21 protein-coding genes, 1 tRNA gene, 2 pseudogenes and 1 riboswitch are annotated in these 25,660 nt (G+C 34.7%); of the genes and pseudogenes, 17 read left to right on the top strand and 7 right to left on the bottom strand.

Annotation, left to right across the window (positions count from 1 at the left end; translation table 11 throughout):
* Positions 1-83 precede the first annotated feature (83 nt).
* A tRNA-Phe gene (locus tag GM3708_RS01905) sits at positions 84-156 on the top strand.
* A 32-nt stretch (positions 157-188) separates the two neighbouring features.
* Here GM3708_RS01905 and GM3708_RS01910 read toward each other — a convergent pair.
* Positions 189-916 (bottom strand): annotated as a pseudogene (locus GM3708_RS01910) (IS1 family transposase).
* A 48-nt stretch (positions 917-964) separates the two neighbouring features.
* A pseudogene (locus GM3708_RS17725) lies at positions 965-1,677 on the bottom strand (IS1 family transposase).
* On the opposite strand from GM3708_RS17725, the gene GM3708_RS01920 reads away from it, so the two are divergent.
* From GM3708_RS01920 to GM3708_RS01930, 3 genes are all read left to right on the top strand, one after another.
* Positions 1,676-2,047 carry a hypothetical protein gene (locus GM3708_RS01920; RefSeq protein ID WP_066343681.1) on the top strand — a complete coding sequence of 124 codons (372 nt, stop codon included), beginning with the start codon at positions 1,676-1,678 and terminating at the stop codon, positions 2,045-2,047. The pseudogene GM3708_RS17725 and the gene GM3708_RS01920 sit on opposite strands and share 2 nt — an antisense overlap.
* A gap of 92 nt (positions 2,048-2,139) precedes the next feature.
* A complete protein-coding gene (locus GM3708_RS01925) occupies positions 2,140-2,421 on the top strand; it encodes a hypothetical protein (protein WP_066343684.1) in 282 nt (93 codons plus the stop codon).
* 357 nt (positions 2,422-2,778) lie between these two features.
* Positions 2,779-3,690 (top strand): branched-chain amino acid transaminase, encoded by a 912-nt coding sequence (locus GM3708_RS01930; protein ID WP_066343686.1) that lies wholly within the window; start codon positions 2,779-2,781, stop codon positions 3,688-3,690.
* Positions 3,691-3,719: 29 nt separating this feature from the next.
* Here the strand turns inward: GM3708_RS01930 and GM3708_RS01935 are convergent, their stop codons facing one another.
* Positions 3,720-5,567, bottom strand: a complete 1,848-nt coding sequence (locus GM3708_RS01935) for a bifunctional serine/threonine-protein kinase/formylglycine-generating enzyme family protein (protein WP_066343689.1) — start codon at positions 5,565-5,567, stop codon at positions 3,720-3,722.
* A 187-nt stretch (positions 5,568-5,754) separates the two neighbouring features.
* Between GM3708_RS01935 and GM3708_RS01940 the strand changes: the two genes are divergently transcribed.
* The gene (locus tag GM3708_RS01940; RefSeq protein ID WP_066343699.1) at positions 5,755-6,996 is read left to right on the top strand and encodes an FIST N-terminal domain-containing protein; all 1,242 of its coding nucleotides are present in this window, start codon (positions 5,755-5,757) and stop codon (positions 6,994-6,996) included.
* Positions 6,997-7,108: 112 nt separating this feature from the next.
* On the opposite strand, the gene GM3708_RS01945 is transcribed toward GM3708_RS01940, so the two are convergent.
* Positions 7,109-7,759 carry a response regulator transcription factor gene (locus GM3708_RS01945; protein WP_066343701.1) on the bottom strand — a complete coding sequence of 217 codons (651 nt, stop codon included), beginning with the start codon at positions 7,757-7,759 and terminating at the stop codon, positions 7,109-7,111.
* A gap of 36 nt (positions 7,760-7,795) precedes the next feature.
* Positions 7,796-8,881: a sensor histidine kinase KdpD gene (locus GM3708_RS01950; protein WP_066343702.1), complete on the bottom strand. Its 1,086-nt coding sequence runs from the start codon at positions 8,879-8,881 to the stop codon at positions 7,796-7,798.
* A 41-nt stretch (positions 8,882-8,922) separates the two neighbouring features.
* Here GM3708_RS01950 and GM3708_RS01955 point away from each other — a divergent pair, with 41 nt between their 5' ends.
* Together GM3708_RS01955 and GM3708_RS01960 are read left to right on the top strand one after the other, a co-directional pair.
* The gene (locus GM3708_RS01955; RefSeq protein WP_066343703.1) at positions 8,923-9,612 is read left to right on the top strand and encodes a hypothetical protein; all 690 of its coding nucleotides are present in this window, start codon (positions 8,923-8,925) and stop codon (positions 9,610-9,612) included.
* A gap of 163 nt (positions 9,613-9,775) precedes the next feature.
* Complete coding sequence (locus tag GM3708_RS01960; RefSeq protein ID WP_066343704.1) at positions 9,776-11,677, top strand: SPFH domain-containing protein; 1,902 nt, start codon at positions 9,776-9,778, stop codon at positions 11,675-11,677.
* A gap of 138 nt (positions 11,678-11,815) precedes the next feature.
* On the opposite strand, the gene GM3708_RS01965 is transcribed toward GM3708_RS01960, so the two are convergent.
* Positions 11,816-13,135: a hemolysin family protein gene (locus GM3708_RS01965; RefSeq protein WP_066343705.1), complete on the bottom strand. Its 1,320-nt coding sequence runs from the start codon at positions 13,133-13,135 to the stop codon at positions 11,816-11,818.
* Between the two features lie 222 nt (positions 13,136-13,357).
* On the opposite strand from GM3708_RS01965, the gene kdpA reads away from it, so the two are divergent.
* On the top strand, positions 13,358-15,040 hold the full coding sequence (kdpA, locus tag GM3708_RS01970) for a potassium-transporting ATPase subunit KdpA (RefSeq protein ID WP_066343707.1): 1,683 nt from the start codon (positions 13,358-13,360) through the stop codon (positions 15,038-15,040).
* On the opposite strand, the gene GM3708_RS17730 is transcribed toward kdpA, so the two are convergent.
* Positions 15,032-15,193: a type II toxin-antitoxin system HicB family antitoxin gene (locus GM3708_RS17730; RefSeq protein WP_071827561.1), complete on the bottom strand. Its 162-nt coding sequence runs from the start codon at positions 15,191-15,193 to the stop codon at positions 15,032-15,034. The genes kdpA and GM3708_RS17730 overlap by 9 nt on opposite strands.
* 36 nt (positions 15,194-15,229) lie before the next feature.
* On the opposite strand from GM3708_RS17730, the gene kdpB reads away from it, so the two are divergent.
* The 9 genes from kdpB (at position 15,230) to GM3708_RS02015 (ending at position 25,535) form a co-directional block, all read left to right on the top strand.
* Positions 15,230-17,293, top strand: coding sequence for a potassium-transporting ATPase subunit KdpB (gene kdpB, locus GM3708_RS01975; protein WP_066343710.1), 2,064 nt, complete (start codon positions 15,230-15,232; stop codon positions 17,291-17,293).
* A gap of 108 nt (positions 17,294-17,401) precedes the next feature.
* The gene (gene kdpF / locus GM3708_RS01980) at positions 17,402-17,608 is read left to right on the top strand and encodes a K(+)-transporting ATPase subunit F (RefSeq protein WP_066349311.1); all 207 of its coding nucleotides are present in this window, start codon (positions 17,402-17,404) and stop codon (positions 17,606-17,608) included.
* 113 nt (positions 17,609-17,721) lie between these two features.
* Positions 17,722-18,321 (top strand): Uma2 family endonuclease, encoded by a 600-nt coding sequence (locus GM3708_RS01985; RefSeq protein WP_231933027.1) that lies wholly within the window; start codon positions 17,722-17,724, stop codon positions 18,319-18,321.
* A 78-nt stretch (positions 18,322-18,399) separates the two neighbouring features.
* Positions 18,400-18,978 carry a K(+)-transporting ATPase subunit C gene (kdpC, locus tag GM3708_RS01990; RefSeq protein WP_066343714.1) on the top strand — a complete coding sequence of 193 codons (579 nt, stop codon included), beginning with the start codon at positions 18,400-18,402 and terminating at the stop codon, positions 18,976-18,978.
* 184 nt (positions 18,979-19,162) lie between these two features.
* Positions 19,163-20,299: a magnesium/cobalt transporter CorA gene (corA, locus tag GM3708_RS01995; RefSeq protein ID WP_066343716.1), complete on the top strand. Its 1,137-nt coding sequence runs from the start codon at positions 19,163-19,165 to the stop codon at positions 20,297-20,299.
* Between the two features lie 351 nt (positions 20,300-20,650).
* A riboswitch (cyclic di-AMP (ydaO/yuaA leader) is annotated at positions 20,651-20,804 on the top strand.
* 444 nt (positions 20,805-21,248) lie between these two features.
* Complete coding sequence (ntrB, locus tag GM3708_RS02000) at positions 21,249-22,055, top strand: nitrate ABC transporter permease (protein WP_066343720.1); 807 nt, start codon at positions 21,249-21,251, stop codon at positions 22,053-22,055.
* Between the two features lie 4 nt (positions 22,056-22,059).
* A complete protein-coding gene (locus GM3708_RS02005) occupies positions 22,060-23,454 on the top strand; it encodes a CmpA/NrtA family ABC transporter substrate-binding protein (RefSeq protein ID WP_066343725.1) in 1,395 nt (464 codons plus the stop codon).
* Between the two features lie 88 nt (positions 23,455-23,542).
* Complete coding sequence (locus GM3708_RS02010; protein WP_066343726.1) at positions 23,543-24,364, top strand: ABC transporter ATP-binding protein; 822 nt, start codon at positions 23,543-23,545, stop codon at positions 24,362-24,364.
* A gap of 91 nt (positions 24,365-24,455) precedes the next feature.
* Positions 24,456-25,535, top strand: coding sequence for a histidine kinase (locus tag GM3708_RS02015; RefSeq protein ID WP_066343728.1), 1,080 nt, complete (start codon positions 24,456-24,458; stop codon positions 25,533-25,535).
* The last annotated feature ends 125 nt before the right edge of the window (positions 25,536-25,660 follow it).

Raw genomic sequence — 25,660 nt, forward strand, 5'->3', positions numbered from 1 at the left:
AATGGGGCATATGATCTCAAAAAAATAAAAAATACTTGCCAATCTCACAAAAGTTCGTTATATTATATAAGTGACATAAGTCAGCCAGGATAGCTCAGTCGGTAGAGCAGAGGACTGAAAATCCTCGTGTCGGCGGTTCAATTCCGCCTCCCGGCATAATTTTTTTTTAGCAGCGTTGCTGATTTAAGCTATGAATAATATGGTAAAGGTACATCTTTCCAACGTAAATAATGTATTAAGAGGCGAATAGAATAATTCAACATTTGTGCGGATTCAGAATCACATAGTGTATTGCGATGTAGTCTTGCCAAATAATGTCTCAATCTTGTATTTTCCCCTTCTACTCTTGTAATATATGTTTTACTAATAATAAGTAAGATCGACCTAGGAGATAAATTGTGGATATACTTTCCAACCCTATGTTATCTAAAAATAACATTTCCATTTTTTTACTTGTTTCCATAATGCTTCAAATGTCTGTGCACTATGATCTTCCGTTACCCAACCTAAAATTCCTTGTTGAAAGTGATTTACTGCGGTCCAAATCCATATTTTGTTTTTTTTCACCCACAAATGTTTCTAATTCATCTAATTCTCCGACTTCTGGTATAGTCTCTGGTTGATAAGGATTTGCCAAGAGATTGCCAACTTGTTTAATCCACTTAATGATTGTGGTGTGATGAATAATACCTTTAACCTATTCAATGCCTCAAAAACCCATACCATTGACGTACATCTTTGGGCAATCACGACGAATGTGTTAGGTCTCCCTAAAGGACGAATCGGAATAACCTCGTTGTCTTTGAGTACTGTCAATAAATTGACGAGAACAATTAACACAGATATAGTTTTGTTTCCCTTGATGATTAATACCATTTTTACGTATATCTTCTGATAGACAGTCTGGACACTTCATCATGTTCACATGATCTCAGAAGTAAAACTATTCTAGGCATTGGTGATTTTAGGTATGAAGAAGACTAAAAGAAGGAATTGGTATATCTTTAAATTTGAGATAGTGAATCAATAGTGAAACAGAATACTTTAAAATCTCCATGGATTTTGAATAACATAAAGTTTTTCGATGTAGTCTAGCAAGATAATGTCTTAATCTCGTATTTTCTCCCTCCACTCTGGTCATGTATGTTTTACAGATGATTTGGTCGCCCTCAGGAATAAAGTTTCCATAGACTTTCCACCCGTCTGTTACATAAAAATAACAATGCCATTTTTTTACTTGCTCCCACAACGGTCTAAATGTTTTTGCACTTCTATCCCCTATGACCTATTCCAATATACCCTCGTGAAAATGATCTACCGCTGTCCATCGCCAGATTGGTTTTTTTTTGAGCCGACAAAGGTTTGCAATTCATCTAATTCTCCAACTTCTGGTCGCGTTTCTGGATGATAGCTCTGTGGCAAAATTTGACCCACTGCTTTAACCCAAGAGATGATCGTTGTATGATGCACCTGTTTAATCCTCCCAATAGCTCGAAAACCCATACCATTGACGTACATTTTTAAGCATTCTTTTCTGAGATCATCACTATAACCTTTACCACTGAGTTGTTCTGGAGCTATAAATTGTCCGCGACAATGAACACAAATATGATTTTGTTTTCCTTTTTTTATGCCATTTTTATTGATATTCTTGGAGCCACATTCTGGACATTTCATGTTTTTTTACTTCACTTTTTTCCTTTTTCTATCATACCCTCATTCACCAACGCCCTATTCTAATTCATATTTCAAATCAGCAACCCCCGGTTTTACCAAAAGATTTGATACGGAGATTTTAAATTTACGAGAAAAACTAACAGTATTAAAAGAAACCATCACATATCTTACAGATAAGCAACATTATCTCAATAGCAACTTAAAAGAACAACTAGACAAAATTGAAACTGAATTAAAGCAATTAGATACTGTTAAGGAAGAATTGCAAAGTACACAAGAATTAATGCTTTTGCAGCACAACATCATCAAGCAACAATTCGATCATTTCAAGGAATTTTGCAAAGAATTTATCCTCTCCAAAGGCAAATAATCATTTTCAGACATTGAAAAATACTAAGTAAAATATGAGGTAAGGATAGAGTAAACTATCCATCACTTTTATTAACTTAATCAAATAGTATCATGAATCAAACAATTGAAGTAAATTTATCGGATGTTTTAACTCGTTTAGAGACAAAAATTGATCGACTTCAATCAGATGTAACAGAAATTAAAATTGATGTTGAAAAATTGAAAACTCAAAATGAGCAAATGAATAAACGAATAGATTTGATAGAAAAACGCATTGATGGTTTAGATAGCCGTCTTAATACTTTGACGATCGGGTTTTTAAGCATAGTAGGAATCTTAGTAACAGGATTATTGACGGCTGTGGCTAAATTAATTTCATTACCTAATTTCTAGGACTGAAAATGGTCGTTTTGGTGGTTCAATTCCTTCTCGTTACATTGTTTTAGCCACCTTTGAAGGTGTAGTTAAGATTTTTTCGATAATCAATTTTTGAAAGTATGGTATTTTCATGCCTTATCTGGACATAGAATTATTCTTATTTATTTTTTGCATTTTTATTCAGTATTGATTATTGATATTAATAAGTTATTAAATAAAATTACATATATATTTAATAATAGATCATGGATAATTAGCAGTTAACTTTCTCATACTCAATTCTTAATTTGTTTCTCCGAGAAAAACTATTTTAATGATACGATAAGGAGATCTATGTACATTTATATTGATTAAACTATTAAATCGTAAATCATGCCAGATTTTTTACCTATAGCTTATTTTGAAAGCAAATTTATTCCTTTTCGTGATGCTAATATATCAATTGCTACTCATGCATTACATTATGGAACGGGTGCATTCGGCGGCTTAAGAGGGACAATTAACCCTACAAATCCTCAACAAGTGTTATTATTTCGTTTAGATCGCCACTGTCAAAGATTAAGTAATAGTGCTAAATATTTACATTATGATTTATCATCAAGTAAAATTTACGAAGTAATTACAGATTTTGTGACGAAAAATAAACCGACAAAACCTTTTTATATTCGTCCTTTTGTTTATACTTCAGATTTAGGTATTGCACCACGACTTCACAATATCGAAAAAAACTTTTTTGTTTATGGGTTAGAAATGGGGGATTATCTGTCTCCTGATGGTATTAGTTGTCGTATTAGCTCATGGTATCGTCAAGAAGATCGTAGCTTACCATTAAGAGGTAAAATTAGCGGTGCATATATTACTTCTGCCTTAGCGAAAACTGAAGCAGTTGATAGTGGTTTCGATGAAGCAATTTTGATGAATTCTCAAGGTAAAGTGTGCGAAGCGACGGGGATGAATATTTTTATTGTGAGAAATAATAAGCTAATCACTCCTAGTTTTGATCAAGATATTTTAGAGGGAATTACTAGAGATAGTATTTTAACTATTGCTCAAAATTTAGGTATTGAAATTGAGCAAAGAGAAATCGATAAAACTGAATTATTTATTGCCGATGAAGTCTTTTTATGTGGCACAGCGGCTAAAGTTACTCCTGTTAAAAAAGTAGAAAATTATCATCTTCCTCAAGATAAAATGATTACAAATAAAATTAAAGAAAAATTAACAGCTATTACCGAAAATAGAGATTCTGAATATCAAGATTGGATAACGGTTATTGATATATAGTTTAAGTGAGTTGATAATATATTTCGCCCCTAGCTATCCATAAGACAAACTATGCGAAAGCCAATAAAATTATAGGTAGAGTCAGGGGCATAATTTCCTCTTTTTGCACTGCGGCAGTAATCCGATGATAACGACCAAGATCCTCCTCTAACAACCCTTGGTTGATTGATGCTATCTTTGTAGAAAGCAGATCCATTTTTTGGTTTGTGAATATAATTACTGGCATAATGATCTTCACACCATTCCCAGACATTGCCATGAAAATCATATAAACCGAAACAATTAGGATAAAAGTTATCTACTGGGGTGGTTTTTTTCTCAATTTTCCCGACATTTTTATTCTCATTACTTTGAGTATTATAGTTAGCGAAATCGGGGGTGATTATATCCCCAAAAAAGAAAGAAGTTTTTGTATTACCACGACAACTATATTCCCATTCGGATTCTGTGGGAAGACGATAATTTCTCCCTGTATATTTACTAAGACGTTTACAAAATTCTTGAGCATCTAACCAAGATACTTTTTCCACAGGTAAATTATCTCCTTTATAAAAAGAGGGATTATTTTTAAGAGGACGACTAATTTTTGGAAATGATGAGACTGTACGCCATTGTAGCTGAGTTATGGGATATTTACTTACATAAAAAGAATTTAATTTAACTAAATGTTGAGGATTTTCATCTTTATCTCTGCCATTTTCAGCACTATTTGAACCCATCATAAATGATCCTGAAGGAACAAATATCATATCTAAATTAACTCCTTCTCCAATGTATTCTACAAAAAATTGTGCTGTTTTGGTCATCATATTTTTTTTAATACTTGACATTAAACCAAATAATTTTTTTTCAGATTCAAGGATAATTGTTTCAAAAGAAAATTCTTCTATATTGGGATAATTTTTTTTGGGGTTAATTATTGTGGGAGGTGCTTTGAGAGGTGATGTTTTTTGGACTATGGTTTCCTGATTTTCCACTACCATTGACAATTTCTGAGGTAGAGTGTTAGGTGTTATTATCTCTTTTGTTTGTGTTGTTTGAAGATTAATAATAGTAGGATTTTCTTTGAATAATTGGAAAAAATCCCGTAAATATTGAGGACGTTTTTCTTGAGTTAATTCCATTCCTTTAATAATAGCTTGATTAAAATTATCACTAATATCAGGATTAAACTGTTGAGGGGGAATTAAATCTTTATATTCTCTAAATTTAGTAGCGGTGGGCAACTGGGCGGTAACTAAAACATAGAGAGTAGCGGCAAGGGAATAAATATCTGTGGAAGGTCTAATTTTACCATGATTATCTAATTGTTCAGGTGGTAAAAAACAATCAGTCATTACATTTTGATTTTTTCGTGGTGCTAAAGCAAATAGTTTTATTGCTAATCCATAATCACTTAAAATTGGTTCTTTAGTATTGCTATCAATGATAATATTTTGTGGCTTTACATCTTGATGAATACATTTATTTTGATGCAAAATATTAATAGCTGAACCAATTTTTGTAATTAATTTTAAGGCTTCTTCTGGTTCAAATTTACCGTTATGATCAACATAGGTGGCTAAATCTATTCCATCAAGATAATCCATAATCATGTATGAGTTTTCCCCTTCAAAAAATACTTGGGGATGAAGATTGATAATATTTGGATTTTGACAATTGTTAGCGATTTGTTGTGCTTGTTGAATTAATTTTTGCTCTATTATTTCTGCATTTTCTTGTTGTTTCCAAAAACTATTAATGGCTTTAATAGTAACTAATTGAGCATTTTTCGTATCTTTAGCTCGATAATAAAATCCTGTACCACTTCTGGGCAAAATAGACTCTACTATATATTGACCATTATTTAATTGTTTTCCTTTTTTCCAATTGCTCATTTATGCTCAAACTCGTTTTACCACTGTTTAAATCATAATAGAATTTAGCATCATTGAAGAATTTTCAAAGTACAACTTCTTCTTAAATGCACAGAATCAGAAAGAAGCATCACTTTCATAGTCTATTGTTATTTCTTTTAAAATAGTATTTATAACTATCCTATCATTGTCAATAAAAAAATATTTTATGTCAAATCAAATTCAATGGATTAACGCCTTATCCACTCAATCTTCATTAGAAAAAGCCATTGATGAAGTGGTGGGGAAAATAGAAGAGAAACTAACTCAGAATCCTGATATTGGTATTGTTTTCATTTCTTCTGCTTTTGCTAGTGATTATCCTCGGTTAATGCCTCTTTTATTAGAAAAATTACCTTTGCCTTGTGTTATTGGTTGTGGTGGTGGTGGCATAGTGGGAATGAAAAATGATTATCAGCCAAGAGAAATTGAAGGAAATCCCGCCTTGAGTTTGACAGTTGCCAGTTTGCCTGATGTAGAAATAACTCCTTTTCATGTAACGGCTAAAGATTTACCTGATTTAGACAGTGCACAAGATAAGTGGTGTAATATGATTGGCGTTGCACCTGAGAAACAACCTAATTTTATTTTATTATCTGATCCTTTTTCCACTAAAATTAATGAGTTATTAGAAGGATTAGACTTTGCCTATGCAGGATCGACTAAAGTTGGTGGTTTAGCTAGTACGAGTACCATGGGTGTTAGTAGTGGGTTATTTTATTTTAATGGTTCACAATCCGACGGTTTATTTTTTACTGAAGGCACAGTGGGAGTTGCCCTCAGTGGCAATATTAAAATTGAATCCATTGTAGCTCAAGGTTGTCGTCCTATTGGTAATACTTATCAAGTTACCCAAGGGGAGAAAAATATTATCATTGAAATGACTGATAATGCTGGTAAAACAGATAATCCCTTAAATTTGTTAAGGGAATTAATCGCAACTCTAACTCAAGAAGATCAAGATTTAGCACAATATTCTTTATTTATCGGTATTGCCATGGACGAGTTTAAATTACAACTCAAACCGGGGGATTTTCTGATTCGTAATTTGGTGGGAGTTGATCCTAAATATGGTGCGATCGCCGTAGGTGATAAAATTCGACCAGGACAAAGAATTCGCTTTCATTTAAGAGATGCTAAGGCTTCTGCCGATGACTTAGAGACTTTATTGACAAATTACTGCAACGAAAAATCTGATTCCACTTCTAATATGGGTGCACTAATTTTCTCTTGTATGGGTAGAGGAGAAGGATTGTATGGTAAACCTAACTTCGACTCACAACTATTCCTTGATTATTTGACAGATATTCCTTTAGCGGGTTTTTTCTGTAATGGTGAAATTGGTCCTGTATCGGGTAATACTTTTTTACATGGTTATACTTCTGTTTTTGGTATTTTTTCTCAACCATAAATTTCTTTCAGATTTAGTATGTAAATAACTAAATTTTTGATCAGAAAAGCAAATAGGCAATAGTAATTTTAATTGATAATTTATTGCCTTCAATTAATTTTGAGTTTAACTATCAAAGATGTTTATATTTATTTTTAAATAATAAATTTGCCGATGAGCGATCGTTTACCTTAAGTTTTTGTAAAATAGTATGAATATGAACTCGAACTGTACCTGAAGTGATATAAAGAATTTGAGCAATTTCTTGATTGCTTTTATCTTCAGCCATAAGTTGTAAAATTTCTTTTTCTCGTTTAGTTAGAGATTGAAAAACAGTGTTCGTTTCCGTGGATAAAATTGAGTCATTAAAAGCCGTATGAATTTGTTGAGTTGCCGTAGAATCCCACCACGAAGCACCAGTGACGACAGAGCGAATAGCTAAAATTAATTTTTCTGCAGGAATACCTTTTAAACAATAACCTTGAATACCCGTCTCAATCAAACGATTAATCATAGCAGGTTCACAGCGAGAAGTTAAAGCTAAAATAGGTAAATTAGGATGTTGTGATTTAATATATTGACAGGCTTCTAATCCGCTCATACGAGGTAAGCTAATATCTAATAAAACTAAATCTAAAGAATGACGATTAGCAAGATTTACCGCCGTTTCACCATCTTCAGCTTCCGCTACAATCTGCAAATCTTTTTCTTGTTGTAACCTTACCGATAAACCAAGACGAAATAACTCATCATCTTCAACCAAAAGAATTTTTAAAATTGACATAAAATCCTTTGCGCCTTTGCGAGAGAAAAATTATTCCTAATTGTGACATAAGCGAGGAAGAATAAAACCAAAAATTGCACCATTGGGGTATCTATTTTCAGCCCAAATCTTACCATTATGAGCCTCAATAATTTGACGACAAAGATATAAACCCAATCCAGTGCCTTTAGCTTGACGATCGCTGTTACCCTGATAAAAACGTTCAAACAAATAAGAGAAATCTTCTGGTTTAATACCCGAACCATAATCTAATATTTTTACAAGGGGATTAAGCCCATTACTTTGAGAAGATAAAATAATTTCGATGCGATCGCCTCGCCGAGAATGATTAATAGCATTAATGAGTAAATTTGTCAAGACTCGCTTTAACTGAAAACCATCCCCATTAACCCACAAAGATTGACGAAAATCCGAATCACCATAGTTGAAAGTAAGATAAACTTGATTGGCTGAAGCTAAGGAAGTCAAACTATTAGCGACTTCTTCCACTAAAACCGTTAAATCTAAAGGGGATAATCTCAAATTTAAGCCTTCTAAGTCATTACGATAAACGTCTAACAAAGTATCTACTAATTGTAAACTGGATTGATGAGAGCGAATCATCGTAGCTAAGACTTTTGTTTGAATAGATGTAATCTCCCCAAATTGCTTATCCTGAAAAGCTTTGATGGTTTCGATCGCCCCTAGTAAGGGTGTTCTCAAATCGTGGGTGAGGGTAGAAGCAAAATCCTGTCTTAATCCCACTAATTCTTCCTGAGACTGTAGCTTAGTTTTCTGCTCGACTATTTTTTGTTGGTAGATACGATTACGATTACTCAGGCAACCAGTAACTATGAGGGATAAGGTAGCAATTAAACGATTAGCAAGGGTTGGCAATTCGATGATAGTACCGATATGCACATATAAGTTCAGAAGTGTTAGGAATACGGAAATAGTTGTGGCGATTAGAGTTGCTTTACCGCCATAAAATACATTAACTAATAAAATTGCACCGGTATAAAGATAACCGAAGACATAAGCTGGAGAAGTCGTAAATTCCAAGGTAATAACGATAATAAATAAGGAAATAATGAGGAGGTTTTTTCTCACGCAAAGGCGCAAAGAGGCAAAGGTTTTATTCATAAGTTTTAGATTAAGATTAAAGATAATTGAAGTTAAATTTTATGAATATCATTTTTGATTCGGTTAATTATGGATTTATACTAGCAATAATTATGGGTTTTTTATTGCTATTAATTGCAACTATTACCGCCCTTGCTCCTGATTTATTAGGTGAAGAAATAAATCGCAAATTATCTATTCTTAATATTCCTCTAATTGGTGTTATTTTTTCTATTTTTGGCATCGGAAAACTACCTCTATTTTTTCTCTTAGGTATCTATCCTTTTATAATTGGTATTATTGGCTTAACAGGTAATCTGGTTTGTTTATTATGGTTAAATATTAATCCTTCTTTACCGATTCCTTATTTTATTATTCGTTTTATTGGTATTTTTTCTACTATCATTTTTATCGACATTGTTGGCAATTTAAGGCACATTCTTCGCACTCATACTGTACAATTAATTCCTGAACGTCTCATTGGTATCGAAGGAGAAGTTTCCCGAATCTTAGCTAATGGCGTTTTAGAAGTCTCTGTTTACGATGAAATTGGGCGATTTTCCCTTCATGTTTTTTGCCTTCCTTACTCACAGGCTATTGATATAGATTTTCAGATAGGAAATAAAGTTTATCTGGTTGATTTTCTTGAACCAAATTATTATTCTGTTGTTAAACTAAATGGTATAGATTATTTAAAGTTAAACAACTCTCATTCTAAGTACGATCGCTTATTCAATCCCGAAGAAAATTAATCAGTAATTTACAATTTAGCAATATAAATTAATAAAAATTAACTCTCTTTTTAACTAATCCTTCAGTAATAATTAATAATCCTTCTGCACAAAATAAAAAATTTAATTAGCAACACAAGTAAAAAAATATTCCTTATTTTTAAATTAATTGGAGATAAATTTTATGAATCCTAAAATACAATTAACTCTCTTATCTCAAATAAAATCACCCCAACAAATCATAACTGTTTCTTCTAATCCTCCCATTTTAGCTCAAACTAATACTTACAATAATAATTCGATGAATTGGTTATTACCTGTAGGTATTTTTGGCGGTGGTTTAATCTTTTTGGTTATCTTTACTTACCTACTATTTGCTAAGTTTTATCGAGTTTGCAATACTAATGAAGCCTTTGTTATCTCTGGTCCTGTGCGTAATAAACAAGTAATTACAAGGGCGGCTCTTTTCTTTCCGGGTTTTGAAACTATTACCGTTGTTTCTTTAAATCAAGTTACTGTACCTATTACCAGAGGTAGCACCAGAGAAAAACCTTTACGCACCAAAGATTTATTGAAGGCTATTTTTAATGGTAGTTTACAAGTCCGTGTTTTTCCTGAAGAAAAAAGCGTTTTGAATGCGGCTATGTTATTAGGGGCGGGGAAAAGGGGAGATCAAGAAATTTTAGTGGGGGAAAATGAGATTAAAACCCGTGTTAATGATATTTTAGAAGGGCATTTACGAGATGCGGCGGCACAAAGTAGCTTGGGGGAATTGCAAAGCAAGGTTGACACGGTTACTACTTATCTGCGAGAAAAGGTTAAGGTTGATTTAGAGCGTTTCGGCTTGGAGTTATTGAATATTGCTATCACTAACATTGATGAGTTAAATGATTATGATGAGAAAAATTATCTTGATTCTCAAGCGGTGGTAACTCGTGAGTCGATCGTGCAAAAAAACCTCAAGGAATTAGAGCAAGTGCGTCAAGAGACACAAACTCAAATTGCAGAATTACGGTTGACAGAAACAGAAAAACAATTAGCCGCCGAGCGTTCTCTTACTGAGAAAGAATTGCAAAATACATTAGCAGTGGAACAATTAAAGGCGGAAAATGCCCGTCAAGTCTTGGAAATCAAGGAAACGGAACAAGCGAAGCAGGAGTTAATTAAGGTTCAAAAAGCCCAAGAAATTCAAGAGGGTAAAATTATTAGTGAACAATTATTGCAAGAAAAGGAAATTCAGCAACAACAAGCGATTCAAGAAACTGAACTCGATCGACAAATTGCTCTTACACTAAAGGATCAAGATTTAAAAACTCAACAAATTCTCACTCAACAAGCCTTAAAGGAAAAGGATATTGAAAAACAAGTCGCTATACAACAAGCGGAAATCGCTAAAGAAGTTGCCTTGAGACAAAAAAATCAAGAGTTAGCTTTAGCGGAAAAAGCCTTAATTGAAAAACAAAAGGAAGTTGCGATCGCAGAAGTTTTAAAAGAAACCGCTATCAAAACGGGAGAAGAAAATCGGGTCAAAGAATTAGCCTTAATTACAGCACAACGCAATAAAGAGACGGCTTTAATTACTAAACAGGGGGATTTAGAGCAAAAACGCTTAGAGGCAGAAGTGGAAAAAGCCATCGCCCTTGAAAAAGCCGAAGCAATCAAAACTCAGGCAGAAGCTAGTTTAGAAGAAGCCTTGAAAAAAGCCCAAGGGGAAAAAGCGATGATTGAGGCTCAAAATACTCTATCAACTAAAGCGATTACCATTCAATTAGCAGAAGAATATATGGGACAATTTATTCAAGTATTGCCCGAAGTTGTCTCCGCTTTAGCACCCCAACCCGGTGTTTTAGGTAGTAATCCGATTATCTTGGCAGGAGGTAATCAAAATGGACAAGATGCAGGAGAAGCCACTAAATTGGTGATGGCAACCAGTGCGATCGCATTAATTACCCAAATGTTAAAAAATCCAAAATTGAGCGAATGGGGTAATAAATTAATTGATTCTCTCTCAGATTCTCATGTTACTGCTCAATCAAATTATAGTAATGACATTAACCCAGAAGAAATAGAGGATAATTTTAACTAATGGGGTTTTTCTCACGCAAAGGCGCAAAGGTTTTAAAGTTAGTTGTATGATTTAATATAAGCAAGACTAAGACTATAAATATTATTGTCACTCGTTCTCTTTTCACTACCTTAACTGAAAATTTCTCATTAATATAGTTTAGATTGCGTCATCATCAGGTTTTGCCTCTTGGAAAACTAAAACTTTATCAACTCTCGTACCATCCATATCTACAACTTCAAAGCGTAATCCATTCTGTTCAAAATATTCCCCTGATTGTGGTACATGACCTAAATAATACATCATAAATCCTCCGATGGTATGAAATCGATCAGTATTTTCATCGGGTAAGAAATCTAAATCAAATAAATCCTTTAACTCATTGATGTCAAGCCCTCCATCTAATAACCATGAACCGTCTTCTCTTTGAATCATTAAAGGTTCTTCGTGATGATCTAAAGATGGTATATCTCCCACAATGGCTTCCATTAAATCATTAAGAGTTACTAAGCCTTCAATACCACCATATTCATCGGTTACTAAAGCAATATGAATGCCAGTTCTTTTAAATTCTTCGATTACACTCAGAGTACGAGCATTTTCAGGTATATAAAAAGGCGGTTTCATTATTTTGCGTAAATCTATTTCTTCTCCCAAAAGTTGGGTAGTGAGTAAATCTCTTGTCCTGATTACACCTACACAATTATCTAAACTATCTTCCCCCACTGGAAAACGAGAATAACTATTGTTGATTACTTTTTGTAAATTTTCTTCTACAGATGACTCAATATCCAACCAAACCACATCGAGGCGAGGAGTCATCATAGCTTTGATAGGTCGATCACCTAGTTGAAATACTCTTTCTACCATATCATGTTCTGTTTCTTCAAACATTCCTGATTCTGCCCCTTGTCTAATCAATACTTTGATTTCTTCTTCTGTGAGATCAGGTTCATCGGAAGCCTTAATACCTAATAAATTGAGGAGAGTATCCGTTGAAACACCTAAAATATTTACTAAAGGAGTCGTTAAACGAGAAAGAAATCTCATGGGAGGGGCAATGAAACAGGCAATTTTTTCGGGTGCGTTAAGAGCGACTCTTTTTGGCACTAATTCACCAATCACAAGGGATAGGTAAGTGATAATGGTAACAACAATACCAACACTAATACCTTGACTATAGGGCTGTAAAATAGGAATACCATCAAAGACAGGTTTTAACCTTTGGGCTAAGGTTGCACCCCCCACCGCACCACTCAAAATACCAATCAAAGTAATACCAATTTGTACCGTAGAGAGAAAATCATTGGGATTATTCGCTAATTTGAGAGCAACTCTTGCTTTGCGATCGCCACGTTCAGCTAACTGCTCTAATCGAACTTTTCGAGCGGACACCACAGCAATTTCCGAGCCTGAAAAAATGCCATTAGCAAAAGTTAATAAAAGAATCATAAAAATTTCGATAGCAAGAGAAGACATTTTTTGTGGTGTAGAATAAATAAATATTTTTCGTATAAAGTTTAAATAATATCTTAGTCTGAATCGTAAAAGAATTTAGTATAACTCAAAAAAGAGAAAAATTTTTGAGCGTTTAAAGAGTGTTTAGAAAAGATAAACGCAAAGTTATATCTTGAGTTTAGAGACTTTTGAGGTTAAATTTTTTAAGATTAAATTAACAACTTTTATTCTTTTCCTCAACTTATGTGGCAAGGATTTTTACAAATTACTCTAACTTTAGTAATCGTTATTGCATTGACACCTATATTAGGCAAATATATAGTCAGTGTCTTTCTCGGTGAAAAAACTTTTCTCGATGATTTACTAAAACCTGTTGAAAGTAGATTATATTCTTTTTTTCAACTTTCTATGATAGAGGGAATTAACACGACAGGTTCACAATATATAAAAGATGTTTTATTGAGTAACCTGATAATGGGGGTTTTTGTTTTTGGGATTTTTATGACTCAAAACTTATTACCTCTGAATCCTACTAATTTATCTGCACCTAGTTGGCATTTAGCTTTACACACTACTATCTCTTTTCTGACTAACACTAACCAACAGCATTATTCGGGGGAAACTACTTTGAGTTATGCTTCTCAAGTATTAGCACTGGGATTTTTGATGTTTACCTCGGCAGGTACAGGGTTAGCAGTGGCGATCGCATTTATTCGAGGTTTAACAGGGCAAAGATTAGGGAATTTTTATGTAGATTTAACCTTATCTATTACTCGGATTTTATTACCCATTTCTGTTGTAGGGGCGATCGTGCTACTTATATCAGGAGTACCCGAAACCTTATCTCCACCTGTCACAGTGACAACTTTAGAAGGAGCAAATCAAGTAATTGCGATCGGGCCTGTGGCTCATTTTGAGATCATAAAACAATTAGGGGAAAATGGAGGCGGTTTTTTTGGCATTAATTCTGCACACCCTTACGAAAATCCCAACCCTTTCTCTAACCTAGTGGCGATATTAGCAATGATGAGTATTCCCACCTCTCTAATTTATACCTATGGGATATTTGCCAACAATAAACGTCAAGCATGGTTAATATATTGGATGATATTTAGTATATTTGCCTTTTTGATCATAATAACCGCAGTGGGAGAATATCACGGGAATCCCCTTGTTAATAACCTTTTAGGAGAAAGCCAACCAAATTTAGAAGGGAAAGAAGTCAGATTTGGATGGAGTCAAACCGCCTTATGGGCAGTGATGACAACGGCTACAATGTGCGGTGCAGTCAACGGAATGTTAGACTCCTTAATGCCTACGGGGGGATTTAGCACCATGTTTAACCTATTTTTACAGATAATATGGGGAGGACAAGGTACAGGTACAGCTTACATCTTTATTTACCTGATTTTAACAGTATTTTTGACAGGATTAATGGTAGGAAGAACACCCGAATTTTTAGGGCGAAAAATCGAAAAACCTGAAATCGTCTTAGCCAGTGTGATTTTATTAGTGCATCCCATCGCTATTTTAATCCCTAGTGCCATCACCTTAGCCTTTCCCGAAACCTTAGCAGGAATAAGTAACCCCGGCTTTCATGGTTTGTCTCAAGTCGTCTTTGAATATGCCTCCGCTGCCGCCAATAACGGTTCAGGCTTGGAAGGATTAGGAGATAATACTCTTTGGTGGAATCTCAGTACAACCTTTAGCTTATTAATGGGTAGATATGTGCCGATTATTGCTTTATTGCTGTTAGCTGATAATATGTCAAGGAAACAACCAGTACCTTTAACATCTGGTACATTACGGACAGACACGGTGTTATTTATCAGTGTAACCGCAGGAGTGATATTGATCTTAGGTGCATTGACATTTTTTCCTGTGTTGGCTTTAGGTGCGATCGCTGAAGGGTTTGCTTTAGGCTAATTCAATGGAATCATCTAAATAAAGTTCGATCGCCTCTTTCACCATTTCTAACAAATGTTCATAACTTTCTCCCCAAGTATGACAACCTTTAAGAGAAGGTACACTTGCACACCAGACATCATCCTCTTGCCACACTAAAACTTTAATTTTCATAATTAGTCAATTTTAACTATACATTCTTATTCTATTATGAATAAATTACCACGCTCCCAACGAAAACATACACCAAAAGCCAAAAATCAAGGACTTTATACCAGAGCAATTAAACAATCTTTTATCAAATTAAACCCCAAAATTGCTATTAAAAATCCCGTCATGTTTCTTGTCTGGATTGGAACAATTATCACGGCTTTAGTAACAATAAATCCTAGTCTTTTTGGGGATTTTAATGACTCTAATCAAAGATTATTTAACGGTTTAATTACTATAATTCTCTTTTTCACTGTCTTATTTGCTAATTTTGCAGAGGCGGTGGCAGAAGGTAGAGGAAAAGCCCAAGCCGATGCCCTCCGTGCCACTAAAAGCGATACTGTTGCCCGTTTAATTCTTCCTGATGGTTCAATTCAAGAGTTTAATTCTACTAGCCTAAAACGAGATGATCAAATTAAGGTGATTGCTGGAGATATTATTCCCGCCGATGGTGAGGTTATTGGTGGTATGGCTTCGGTAGATGAATCGGCTATTACAGGAGAATCTGCACCTGTTTTGAAGCAACCAGGTACTGACATCGCTAGTTCTGTTACAGGAGGAACACGAATACTTTCTGATGAACTTTTAATCCGAGTTACCGCAGATCCGGGCAAGGGTTTTATTGATCGAATGATCAATTTAGTCGAAGGAGCAGAAAGAAGCAAAACTCCTAATGAAATCGCTTTAACAGTTCTTTTAGCGGTTTTAACACAGGTTTTCTTAATCGTTATCGCTACCATGCCTCCGATCGCTAATTATGTGAATAATCCTGTTAGTATCGCTGTGTTAATTTCTCTGTTGGTTGCCCTTATCCCCACCACTATTGGCGGTTTACTGAGTGCGATCGGCATTGCGGGGATGGATCGAGTTGCTCAATTTAACGTCATTGCTACCTCTGGTAGAGCCGTAGAAGCCTGTGGCGATATTAATACTCTTGTATTGGATAAAACAGGTACTATTACATTAGGTAATCGTTTAGCAGAGGAGTTTATCCCCGTAAATGGTCATATGGTGACAGAAGTGGCAAATATAGCCTTAATTTCCAGTCTTTTTGATGAAACACCCGAAGGAAGATCGATCGTTGATTTAGCCCACAAATTAGGCTCTCAGGTGGGCTTTGACATTAATACGGCGACAGGCATTGAATTTTCTGCCCGTACTCGTATGAGTGGTACCGATTTAGATAGTGGTATCGAAATTCGTAAAGGGGCAGTGGATGCCATTAAAGGTTTTGTGCGTTCCAGAGGTGGTAATATTCCAGATGATCTCGATCACACCTATGAAAAAGTATCCCGTTTAGGAGGCACTCCTTTAGCCGTCTGTCAAGGGGATGATATTTATGGAGTAATTTACCTTAAAGATATTATTAAACCCGGTATCCGAGAACGTTTTGACCAAATGAGACGTATGGGTATTCGTACTATCATGTTAACGGGAGATAATCAAATTACTGCGTCTGTCATAGCTCAAGAAGCTGGGGTTGATGATTTTATTGCAGAAGCCACCCCCGAAAACAAAATCGAAGTAATACGCCGCGAACAAGCAAAGGGTAAGTTAGTTGCCATGACGGGAGACGGTACAAATGACGCTCCAGCCTTAGCTCAAGCCAATGTAGGAGTTGCCATGAACTCTGGTACACAAGCCGCTAAAGAAGCCGCTAACATGGTGGACTTAGACTCTGATCCCACGAAGTTAATCGATATTGTAACCATCGGTAAACAGTTATTAATTACTCGTGGTGCGTTAACTACATTTTCGATCGCCAATGACGTTGCCAAGTATTTTGCCATTATCCCCGCAATTTTTGCTAGTACAGGCATTGGGGCGTTAAATATTATGGGTTTAGCTAGTTCTCAATCAGCTATTTTATCCGCTTTGATTTACAATGCCTTGATTATTCCTGCCTTAATTCCGATCGCCCTTAAAGGGGTTAAATTTCGGGCTTTGACGGCAGATCAATTACTACAACGTAATATCTTAATCTATGGTTTAGGGGGGGTAATTGCTCCTTTTATCGCCATTAAGGTTATTGATGTGATGGTTAGTGCCGTTGGTTTGGGTTAATCTCACGCAACCCTCTTTTATCCCCCTTGCGAAGATGGGAAAGCAAAGGCGCAAAGAAGGTGCAAAGGGTTTTTTAAATGTGTATCTAATTTTATGATTTTTAAGGTTATGAAAATTAAATATTTTGTTCAAAAGTTTTCTGTTTACTTATTCTTAATTCTAGTAATTAATACCATTATTTCCCCTCTAGTTTATGCTGGTACAAATCAGATTTTATCTAAAGGACAATCTTATGCTTTAAGTTTATTAGGATTAGTTACTTTCAGTCTATTTATTTATCTTTTTGTCGTTATTTTTCAACCTGAAAAATTTTAACTTTGTTAGCTTGTGTCACCACCAAAAAAACTTAGCGAGCTTCTTTGTGTCTCTGCGCCTTTGCGTGAAAAAAAACTATAATTTTTTATACTATTTATAATCTAAATATGAATATGCTAATCACCGAAACTCCCTCCACCAATAACGAAAATTTCTTATCCTTGAGACTTTTAACCATCAGAGAATATAATCTCATGGCAGAAGTCGGTATTCTAACCCATGACGAAAAGGTAGAATTAATTAACGGACAAATTATTACTATGTCACCCCAAGGAAGTTTTCACGCCGCCGCTATTACTCGCACCAATCGTTTGTTAAATAATCAGTTAAATAAAATTTTAATTAGACTACAATTACCGATTATTGTTAACGATTTCTCCGAACCTGAACCAGATATTGCCATCGTAAAGTATGATCCTTTCGATTACGACGATCGACACCCCTTAGCTACGGAAGTTTATTTAATCATCGAAATTGCCGACACGACTTTAAAAACTGACTTGGAAATTAAACGTCAACTATACGCTAGTGCAAATATACCTGAATATTGGGTATTAGATCTCAAACAACGTCAACTCTATGTTTATCGAGAATCTAACAGTCAAGACTATCAAACTACCATTATTTTAAGTGATCAAGAGTCGATCATACCTTTAAATTTTCCTGAAACTGAAATTAAAGTATCGGAAATGTTACGCCCTTTAAATACTTAAATTAAATTATTTTGCTTGTTTTGAAATGATTAATAATTAGTTTTTTATACTTATTTTTTTACAGGAGAAATTTTTCCCATGATTTCAGTTAGAGACTTTTCTAAAGCTATTCGTTCTACTTTCATTTTATGGATTATTACGGCGGTTATTTACCCTTTACTTATCTTACTTTTTGGACAATTAATTGTGCCTTTTCAAGCTAATGGTAGTTTAATTAAAAATGATCAAGGTAATATTATTGGTTCTAGTTTAATTGGTCAACCTTTTCAGTCTGATAAATATTTTTGGAGTCGCGCTAGTACCATTGATTATAGTACTGGGGAAAATGCTGGTAATACTGGAGTTTCTGGTGCCAGTAATTTAGCCCCCAGTAACCCCGATTTAGTCACGAATATTCAAACAGAAATTACGAAACTTCAACAAGCTAATATTAACCCTACTGCCGATTTAGTTTACACTTCAGGCTCAGGATTAGATCCCCATATCAGTATCGAATCCGCTCAAAATCAAATTAATAGAGTTGCCACTGCTAGAAATTTAGATCCAAATAAAGTTGAATTATTAATAAATAAAGCTACAGAAGGGAGATTTTTAGGCGTTTTTGGTGAACCCTGTGTCAATGTTCTTAAACTCAATATTGAACTAAATAAACTATAATTTTTATCAATAAAATTTTATACCTATTCTAATTGCTATTACCTGGACTTGTAAAGTAGTCACAAACAGTCAAAAATATAAGCTCGTATAAATTAAGACTTGGAAACTATTGTCTTCTATCGAACTGACGTTATAGTAAAGGTTTTAGTCCTAATTATTTTATCTATTACCTTACTTACTATTTATGAGTCATTTTCGCCCTTCCAATCTAGCATCTAATTTCAACTACTTTAATAATTCTATTAACAACATTCCGGGTACTCTTCAATTTAATTCTAATGCGATCGCCCCTAAAATTACTCTCATTGACTATAATGAAAATCAAGCCATTCGCAGAGAATTAAAAAATCCCTTAGACTGTTGGGCTTATCTCGATACCGAGTCAGTTTCATGGATTAATCTTGATGGTTTAGGTGATGAAATTACTTGGAAGCATTTAAGTCAAGTATTTAATCTCCATCCCATCGCCCTCGAAGATATTGTTAATGTTCCTCAACGTCCTAAAGTAGTGGAATATAAAGAACATTTAGTTCTAATTTCTCGCATGGTAACTCTAGATCAACGCTCTAATTTTTTCGTCAGCGAACAAATTAGTTTTGTGCTAGGAAAACATTATGTACTCACAATACAAGAAGAACCAAAATACGATTGTTTAGGAGGAGTTAGAGAACGGATTCGCAATAATAAAGGAATAATTCGGCAAAAGGGAGTTGATTATTTATTCTATACCCTGATTGATGCTGTTATTGATGGATTTTTTCCTGTAATGGAAGTATATGGTGAATTTGTGCAGTCATTACAAAATGAAGTCGTCACTTATCCTAGTCACCAATCCTTGACTAAAATTCATCAACTGCAACAAGATTTACTCCTTGTACGCCGTGCTGTCTGGCCTTTGCGAGATGCTCTTAATTCTTTACTAAGAGATGGAAATGAGTTAATTTCTGAAGAGGTACAAGTTTTTTTACGGGATTGTTATGATCACATCATTCAAATTCTGGATATGGTAGAAACTTATCGGGATTTAGCTTCCAACTTAACTGATATTTATCTTTCTTCTGTGAGCAACCGCATGAACGAGATTATGAAAACTCTGACAGTTATCTCCAGTGTTTTTATCCCTTTAACCTTTATTGCTGGAATTTATGGAATGAATTTTAATCCTGATAAATCGCCTTTTAATATGCCAGAGTTAAACTGGTATTGGGGTTATGTATTTACTTGGGCAGTGATGTTAGTAGTTGGAGGGGCAATGATTTTCTTTTTTTGGCGTAAAGGTTGGTTCAGTAATCTAAATGTGCCTCAAAAATCCAAAAAGTAATTGAGCTAAAACCTATTTAACTTCAATATTTTAAAATTAGTAGAAAATGACAAAAACTCTTACTCATTGCCTACTTTTAATAATCAAATTAGACGCATCCTAGTATTGTTATTATGATGCGTTTGCAAAAAAACTAAAAATTTCTTTTACATCTTTAATAAGTGAGTAACTAGAAGTGATTGTGCATTGTATTTTTCTCGAAGCTATTGTAACAATGAATTTAAACCCATTGCCTCTATACAATTAATTTTGTATAACTACTTAACATGAACGTCTTTGCGAGATAAATTAATCTAATTTTGTTTTTCTCATCACACTAAAAACTTAACGAATAGGATAGAATTTATTTTTAGAGTGAGTCAGCCTAATTCCAAAATATCAATTAATTTGATGAAACGGAAACGGGGGAACCAATTTAGGGGCGTATCATTACTTTAACAGTAAAGAAGGACATCTCTCAGTCCTAGCCCGTCAGCTAACTTCGTAGGCATTGAGAGGAGACTAAAGAATGAGCATTTTTCCTAGCTCAATTTCATTTAGGTATTCCGACTTTGACAAATCTCTACATTTGATTACCTTTACTGAATTTTGGGGTTTAACTAATTGTATGAATTCTTTTTAACAAAAAATTTTTTTCAACTACTTTCTGCATAGTACTTCAAGGACAAAAACTTGATATTTTGTTGTCCGAAAACTAGAAGAATTTACTTCTTAAAAAAAGTATTTTCCTAACCTATATTCCGTGTAAATAATTTTATAGTAATTAATAAAAAGCGGCTTTTAAACATTGAAAAAACGCTTCAGATATTTCTATTTCAATTATTTACTAACTTCTTAGCTAAATTTTGCTTTCTCTCTCTTCTTAATTTGAGAGGGTAAGAAGATCATATATTTTGAAAGAAAAAAGTTAGCTGTATTGAGCAAAAATCAATCATAATTTTTAATTTTTATGAAAGCAAAGAAAAATAAGTTTCTCAATTTTTTCACAAATTCTAACTTCTTATTACCAATTATCGGTTTTGTTGGTGTTATTGCTCTTTGGTGGATTATCGCCTTATTTCGTGGGGAAATGATGCCAACTCCTCCAGAAGCATTAGCAAAAAATCTCGATTTTATTTTAAATCCTTTTTACCGTCGAGGGCCTGGTGATTTGGGTTTAGGATGGTTATTATTAGCTAGCTTGCGCCGTGTTTTGATCGGTTTTTTATTAGGTGCGATCGTAGCTATTCCTGTGGGATTTTTAATTGGAATGAATCACACTGCATGGCAAATTATCAATCCGATTATTCAAGTATTTAAACCAGTTTCCCCTCTTGTCTGGCTACCCATTGCCCTAGCTATTTTCAATTCTGCCGAACCTTCAGCTATTTTTGTAATTTTTATAACTTCTTTGTGGTCAACTATTATGAATACTGCCGAAGGAGTGATGAATATTCCTAAAGAATACTTAGAAGTTGCAGATGTTTTAGAGATGCCCCGTTGGAAGCAATTATTTAAAGTGGTACTTCCTGCCAGTTTGCCTTATATTTTCACTGGTTTAAGGATTAGTTTAGGTATTGCTTGGTTAGTAATTGTAGCGGTAGAAATGCTCACAGGGGGTGTTGGTATTGGCTTTTTCGTTTGGGATGAGTGGAATCGCCTCAATGTTAGTTCCGTATTTTTGGCGGTATTTGTCATTGGATTGACAGGGTTAATTCTTGATTATGCCCTAGCTCAACTACAAGTTATGATCACCCATCGCCCGGCAAGAGGTTAAAAAGATGAGTAAATATCAAAATCGAAGATTCTTTTTACAAGGAATAGGCGCAACAGCAGGAGCAATCGCATTTTACGGTTGTACTCATCAACAGGGCAAACAACCTAGAAATATCCCTGACAGTGCTTTAGCGGTAGAGCCAATTATCAAACCTGAAACCTTGGAAAAACCGAATTTAACCGTTGGTTTTGTACCCGTTAACGACTGCGCACCCTTTGCGATCGCCTGGGAAAAAGGATTTTTTCGCAAATATGGCTTAAACGTCACTTTGAGCAGAGAAGCAAGTTGGGCAAATTCCAGAGATGGGATTATTTTCGGCAGATTAGACGCTTCCCCTGTGGTTTCAGGGGCAGTTATGAATGCCAGATTAGGGGCAGAAGGGGCAAGAAAATTTCCTCTTTGTGCGGCGATGACAATACACCGTCATGGTAACGCTCTGACGATGAATCGTAAACTATGGGAAGGGGAAATAAGACCTTGGAATACTTATAATGGGAATTTAGATGCTTTTGGTCAAGATTTACGGAATTTTTGGCAAAAATCACCCCAAAATGAGAGAGTTTGGGCGGTGGTGCTAAGTTCTGCTATTTATGACTATTTTGTCCGTTATCTGGTGGCTTCCGTTGGTTTAAATCCCATTGACGAATTACGAATAATTATTACTCCTCCTCCTCAAATGGTAAGTAACATGAGAATAGGTGCAATGCAAGCCTACATGGTAGCCGAACCTTGGAATACCAGAGCAATTAGTGGTAACGAGGGTATTGGTTTTACCTTTGCCCAAGGGCGGGAAATATGGCGAGGACATCCCGATCGACTCTTAGCAGTACAAGAATCCTTCATTAAGGAAAACCCCAAAACGTATCGCTCATTAGTTAAAGCCATGATTGAAGCCTGTCAATATTGTAGTAAACAAGAAAATCGAGAAGAAGTTGCTAAAATTATCTCACAACGATCGTTTACAGGTGCGAAGACTAAATATACTGAACCCGGTATTGTGGGTAACTTCAACTATGGGGGATTCGATGATCAACCTCGCATCAAAAAAAGTTTAGAAACAACTCTATTTTTTGATATACCTCCAGAAGTTTCTACCGTTGAAAATGATCATTCAACTTTCCTTTGGCAATCAGATAGTTTTTGGTTAATGACTCAAGCCACACGATGGGGACAAATTCCCGAATTTCCGAAAAATGCGGAGGAAATCGTTAGTCAGGGATGGCAAACTAAATTATATCGAGACATAGCAGAAGAAATGGGGATTAAATGTCCCAAGGAAGATCATAAAGTAGTTTCAGGAGAGGCTTTTATTGACGGTAAATCCTTTGATTCTAGTGATCCCATCGGCTATATTAACAGTTTTGACATTCGTGCCAATAGTCCTCAAATTTTTGGTTAGATTTAAAATCCTTTTGTGCCTTTCTTTCTTTGTGCCTTTGCGAGAAAAAATTACCCCAATAATCAAACATAAATAATTAGGAGTAAATATGGTATTCCCAACAGAAAATCAAGTTAAATCCCCCAAAACCAACTCAGAAGATTTTTTAGTAGTTGAAAAAGTCGTTAAAGCCTTCAAAAAACCTGACGGCAGTGATTTTGTTGTTTTAAACGGAATTGATATGACAGTAGGACGACAAGAATATGTATCTGTCATCGGTCATTCAGGTTGCGGTAAATCCACTTTAGTGCGGATTGTCGCTGGTTTAGAAAAGCCAACCTCTGGAATTGTAACCTTAGAAGGTAAAAAGATTCGTAAACCCGGTGCCGATCGCATGATGGTGTTTCAAGGCTATGCTTTACTTCCTTGGTTGACAGTCAGGGAGAATATTCGATTGGCAGTAGATGAAGTATTTAAAACAGCTAATAAAGCTGAAAAAATGGCGATCGTGGATGAGCATATTCAAATGGTGAATTTAATGACGGCGGCGGATAAATATCCCCATGAACTTTCAGGCGGTATGAAACAAAGAGTAGGAGTAGCTCGTGCTTTAGCTACACGTCCTAAATTACTATTATTAGATGAACCTTTTGGAGCATTAGATGCTTTAACTCGTCCGAAGTTACAACAACAAGTCATCGATATTTGGGAAAATCATCGCCAAGCCGTAATGATGATTACCCATGATGTGGATGAGGCTATTTTTATGTCGGATAAAGTGGTAATGATGAGTAATGGCCCCAATGCTACGATCGGTAAAATTCTCGATATTTCGTTGCCTCGCCCCAGAAATGCTCATGAGCTAAGAGAAACATCCGAATATTATGAGTTACGCAATCAGGCTTTAGATTTTCTCGAAAAATATCAGTAAATTATATTTTTAGGCTTTGTGTTTTTTATGGATAAAAATATCTCGCAAAGGCACAAAGCTGCAAAGAGATATTGTATATAATTACATAATTATGACTGAAAAACGTGGACGACATAAAATCTTTATAGGTATGGCTGCGGGTGTGGGCAAAACCTATAGAATGTTACAAGAAGCCAAAAACTTAAAAAAAGAAGGTATTGATGTTGTTATTGGCTTACTAGAAACCCATAATCGTCAAGAAACTTTATTACAAGCTGATGGTTTAGAAATTATCCCTCGTCAATCCATTAATCAAGGAAATTTAACGTTGACAGAAATGGACACACAGGCTATTATCGAGCGTTTTCCTCAATTAGTTTTGATTGATGAATTAGCTCATACTAATATACCAAATTCCCTACATCCAAAACGTTATCAAGATGTTGAAGAAATTTTGAGTGTGGGGATTAATGTTTATTCCACCGTCAATATCCAACATTTAGAAAGTTTAAATGATTTAGTTGCTAGAATTACTGGTGTAATTGTTAGAGAACGTATTCCTGATCGTCTTTTAGAAGAGGCTGATGAGGTTGTGGTGATTGATGTAACGGCGGAAACCCTTGAACAAAGATTATTAGATGGCAAAATTTATGCCCCAGACAAAATTCAGCAATCTTTGGCAAACTTTTTCCAACGTAAAAATTTAATCGCTTTAAGAGAATTAGCTTTAAGAGAAGTTGCGAATACTGTGGAAGAAGAAGCACAAGAATCTTTATCTTCAAGTATTTTTTATCCTATTCAAGAACGAGTTTTAGTGTGTATCTCTACTTATCCCAATTCTGTACGTCTATTGCGCAGAGGTGCAAGATTAGCTAACTATATGAATGTTTCTTTATTTGTTCTTTTTGTCGCTCATCCAGATCGTTTTCTCTCTAAAATCGAAACTCTACATATTGAAACTTGTCAGCAACTTTGTCACGATTTTGGTGGACATTTTTTACGGGTTCAAAGTTATGATGTTCCTAATGCGATCGCCGAAGTTGCTGAAAGGGAAAACATTACTCAAATTGTTATTGGTGAGAGTCAACAATCTTTTTGGAAACAGTTTTTTAAAGGTTCTTTTACTCAAAAGTTGATGAAATTGATTGGCAAAAAACAAATTGATTTACATATTATTGCTACTGAAAAATAGTTTAATTTAGTTGTAAAAAATACTTTTCATTCTTTAACATTAATCGTATATTTTTTGTTTAAACTCTTCAAAAAAAAGGATTAATAAATACTATAAAACTTAAAATAGATAATTCTTGATTTTTT

This window comes from Geminocystis sp. NIES-3708, assembly GCF_001548095.1.
Classification (GTDB): domain Bacteria; phylum Cyanobacteriota; class Cyanobacteriia; order Cyanobacteriales; family Cyanobacteriaceae; genus Geminocystis.

Coding starts and splice junctions, on each gene's coding strand:
- GM3708_RS01920 (WP_066343681.1), top strand. CDS start 1,676: ATGTTTTTTTACTTCACTTTTTTCCTTTTTCTATCATACCCTCATTCA.
- GM3708_RS01925 (WP_066343684.1), top strand. CDS start 2,140: ATGAATCAAACAATTGAAGTAAATTTATCGGATGTTTTAACTCGTTTA.
- GM3708_RS01930 (WP_066343686.1), top strand. CDS start 2,779: ATGCCAGATTTTTTACCTATAGCTTATTTTGAAAGCAAATTTATTCCT.
- GM3708_RS01935 (WP_066343689.1), bottom strand. CDS start 5,567: ATGAGCAATTGGAAAAAAGGAAAACAATTAAATAATGGTCAATATATA.
- GM3708_RS01940 (WP_066343699.1), top strand. CDS start 5,755: ATGTCAAATCAAATTCAATGGATTAACGCCTTATCCACTCAATCTTCA.
- GM3708_RS01945 (WP_066343701.1), bottom strand. CDS start 7,759: ATGTCAATTTTAAAAATTCTTTTGGTTGAAGATGATGAGTTATTTCGT.
- GM3708_RS01950 (WP_066343702.1), bottom strand. CDS start 8,881: ATGAATAAAACCTTTGCCTCTTTGCGCCTTTGCGTGAGAAAAAACCTC.
- GM3708_RS01955 (WP_066343703.1), top strand. CDS start 8,923: ATGAATATCATTTTTGATTCGGTTAATTATGGATTTATACTAGCAATA.
- GM3708_RS01960 (WP_066343704.1), top strand. CDS start 9,776: ATGAATCCTAAAATACAATTAACTCTCTTATCTCAAATAAAATCACCC.
- GM3708_RS01965 (WP_066343705.1), bottom strand. CDS start 13,135: ATGTCTTCTCTTGCTATCGAAATTTTTATGATTCTTTTATTAACTTTT.
- kdpA (WP_066343707.1), top strand. CDS start 13,358: ATGTGGCAAGGATTTTTACAAATTACTCTAACTTTAGTAATCGTTATT.
- GM3708_RS17730 (WP_071827561.1), bottom strand. CDS start 15,193: ATGAAAATTAAAGTTTTAGTGTGGCAAGAGGATGATGTCTGGTGTGCA.
- kdpB (WP_066343710.1), top strand. CDS start 15,230: ATGAATAAATTACCACGCTCCCAACGAAAACATACACCAAAAGCCAAA.
- kdpF (WP_066349311.1), top strand. CDS start 17,402: ATGAAAATTAAATATTTTGTTCAAAAGTTTTCTGTTTACTTATTCTTA.
- GM3708_RS01985 (WP_231933027.1), top strand. CDS start 17,722: ATGCTAATCACCGAAACTCCCTCCACCAATAACGAAAATTTCTTATCC.
- kdpC (WP_066343714.1), top strand. CDS start 18,400: ATGATTTCAGTTAGAGACTTTTCTAAAGCTATTCGTTCTACTTTCATT.
- corA (WP_066343716.1), top strand. CDS start 19,163: ATGAGTCATTTTCGCCCTTCCAATCTAGCATCTAATTTCAACTACTTT.
- ntrB (WP_066343720.1), top strand. CDS start 21,249: ATGAAAGCAAAGAAAAATAAGTTTCTCAATTTTTTCACAAATTCTAAC.
- GM3708_RS02005 (WP_066343725.1), top strand. CDS start 22,060: ATGAGTAAATATCAAAATCGAAGATTCTTTTTACAAGGAATAGGCGCA.
- GM3708_RS02010 (WP_066343726.1), top strand. CDS start 23,543: ATGGTATTCCCAACAGAAAATCAAGTTAAATCCCCCAAAACCAACTCA.
- GM3708_RS02015 (WP_066343728.1), top strand. CDS start 24,456: ATGACTGAAAAACGTGGACGACATAAAATCTTTATAGGTATGGCTGCG.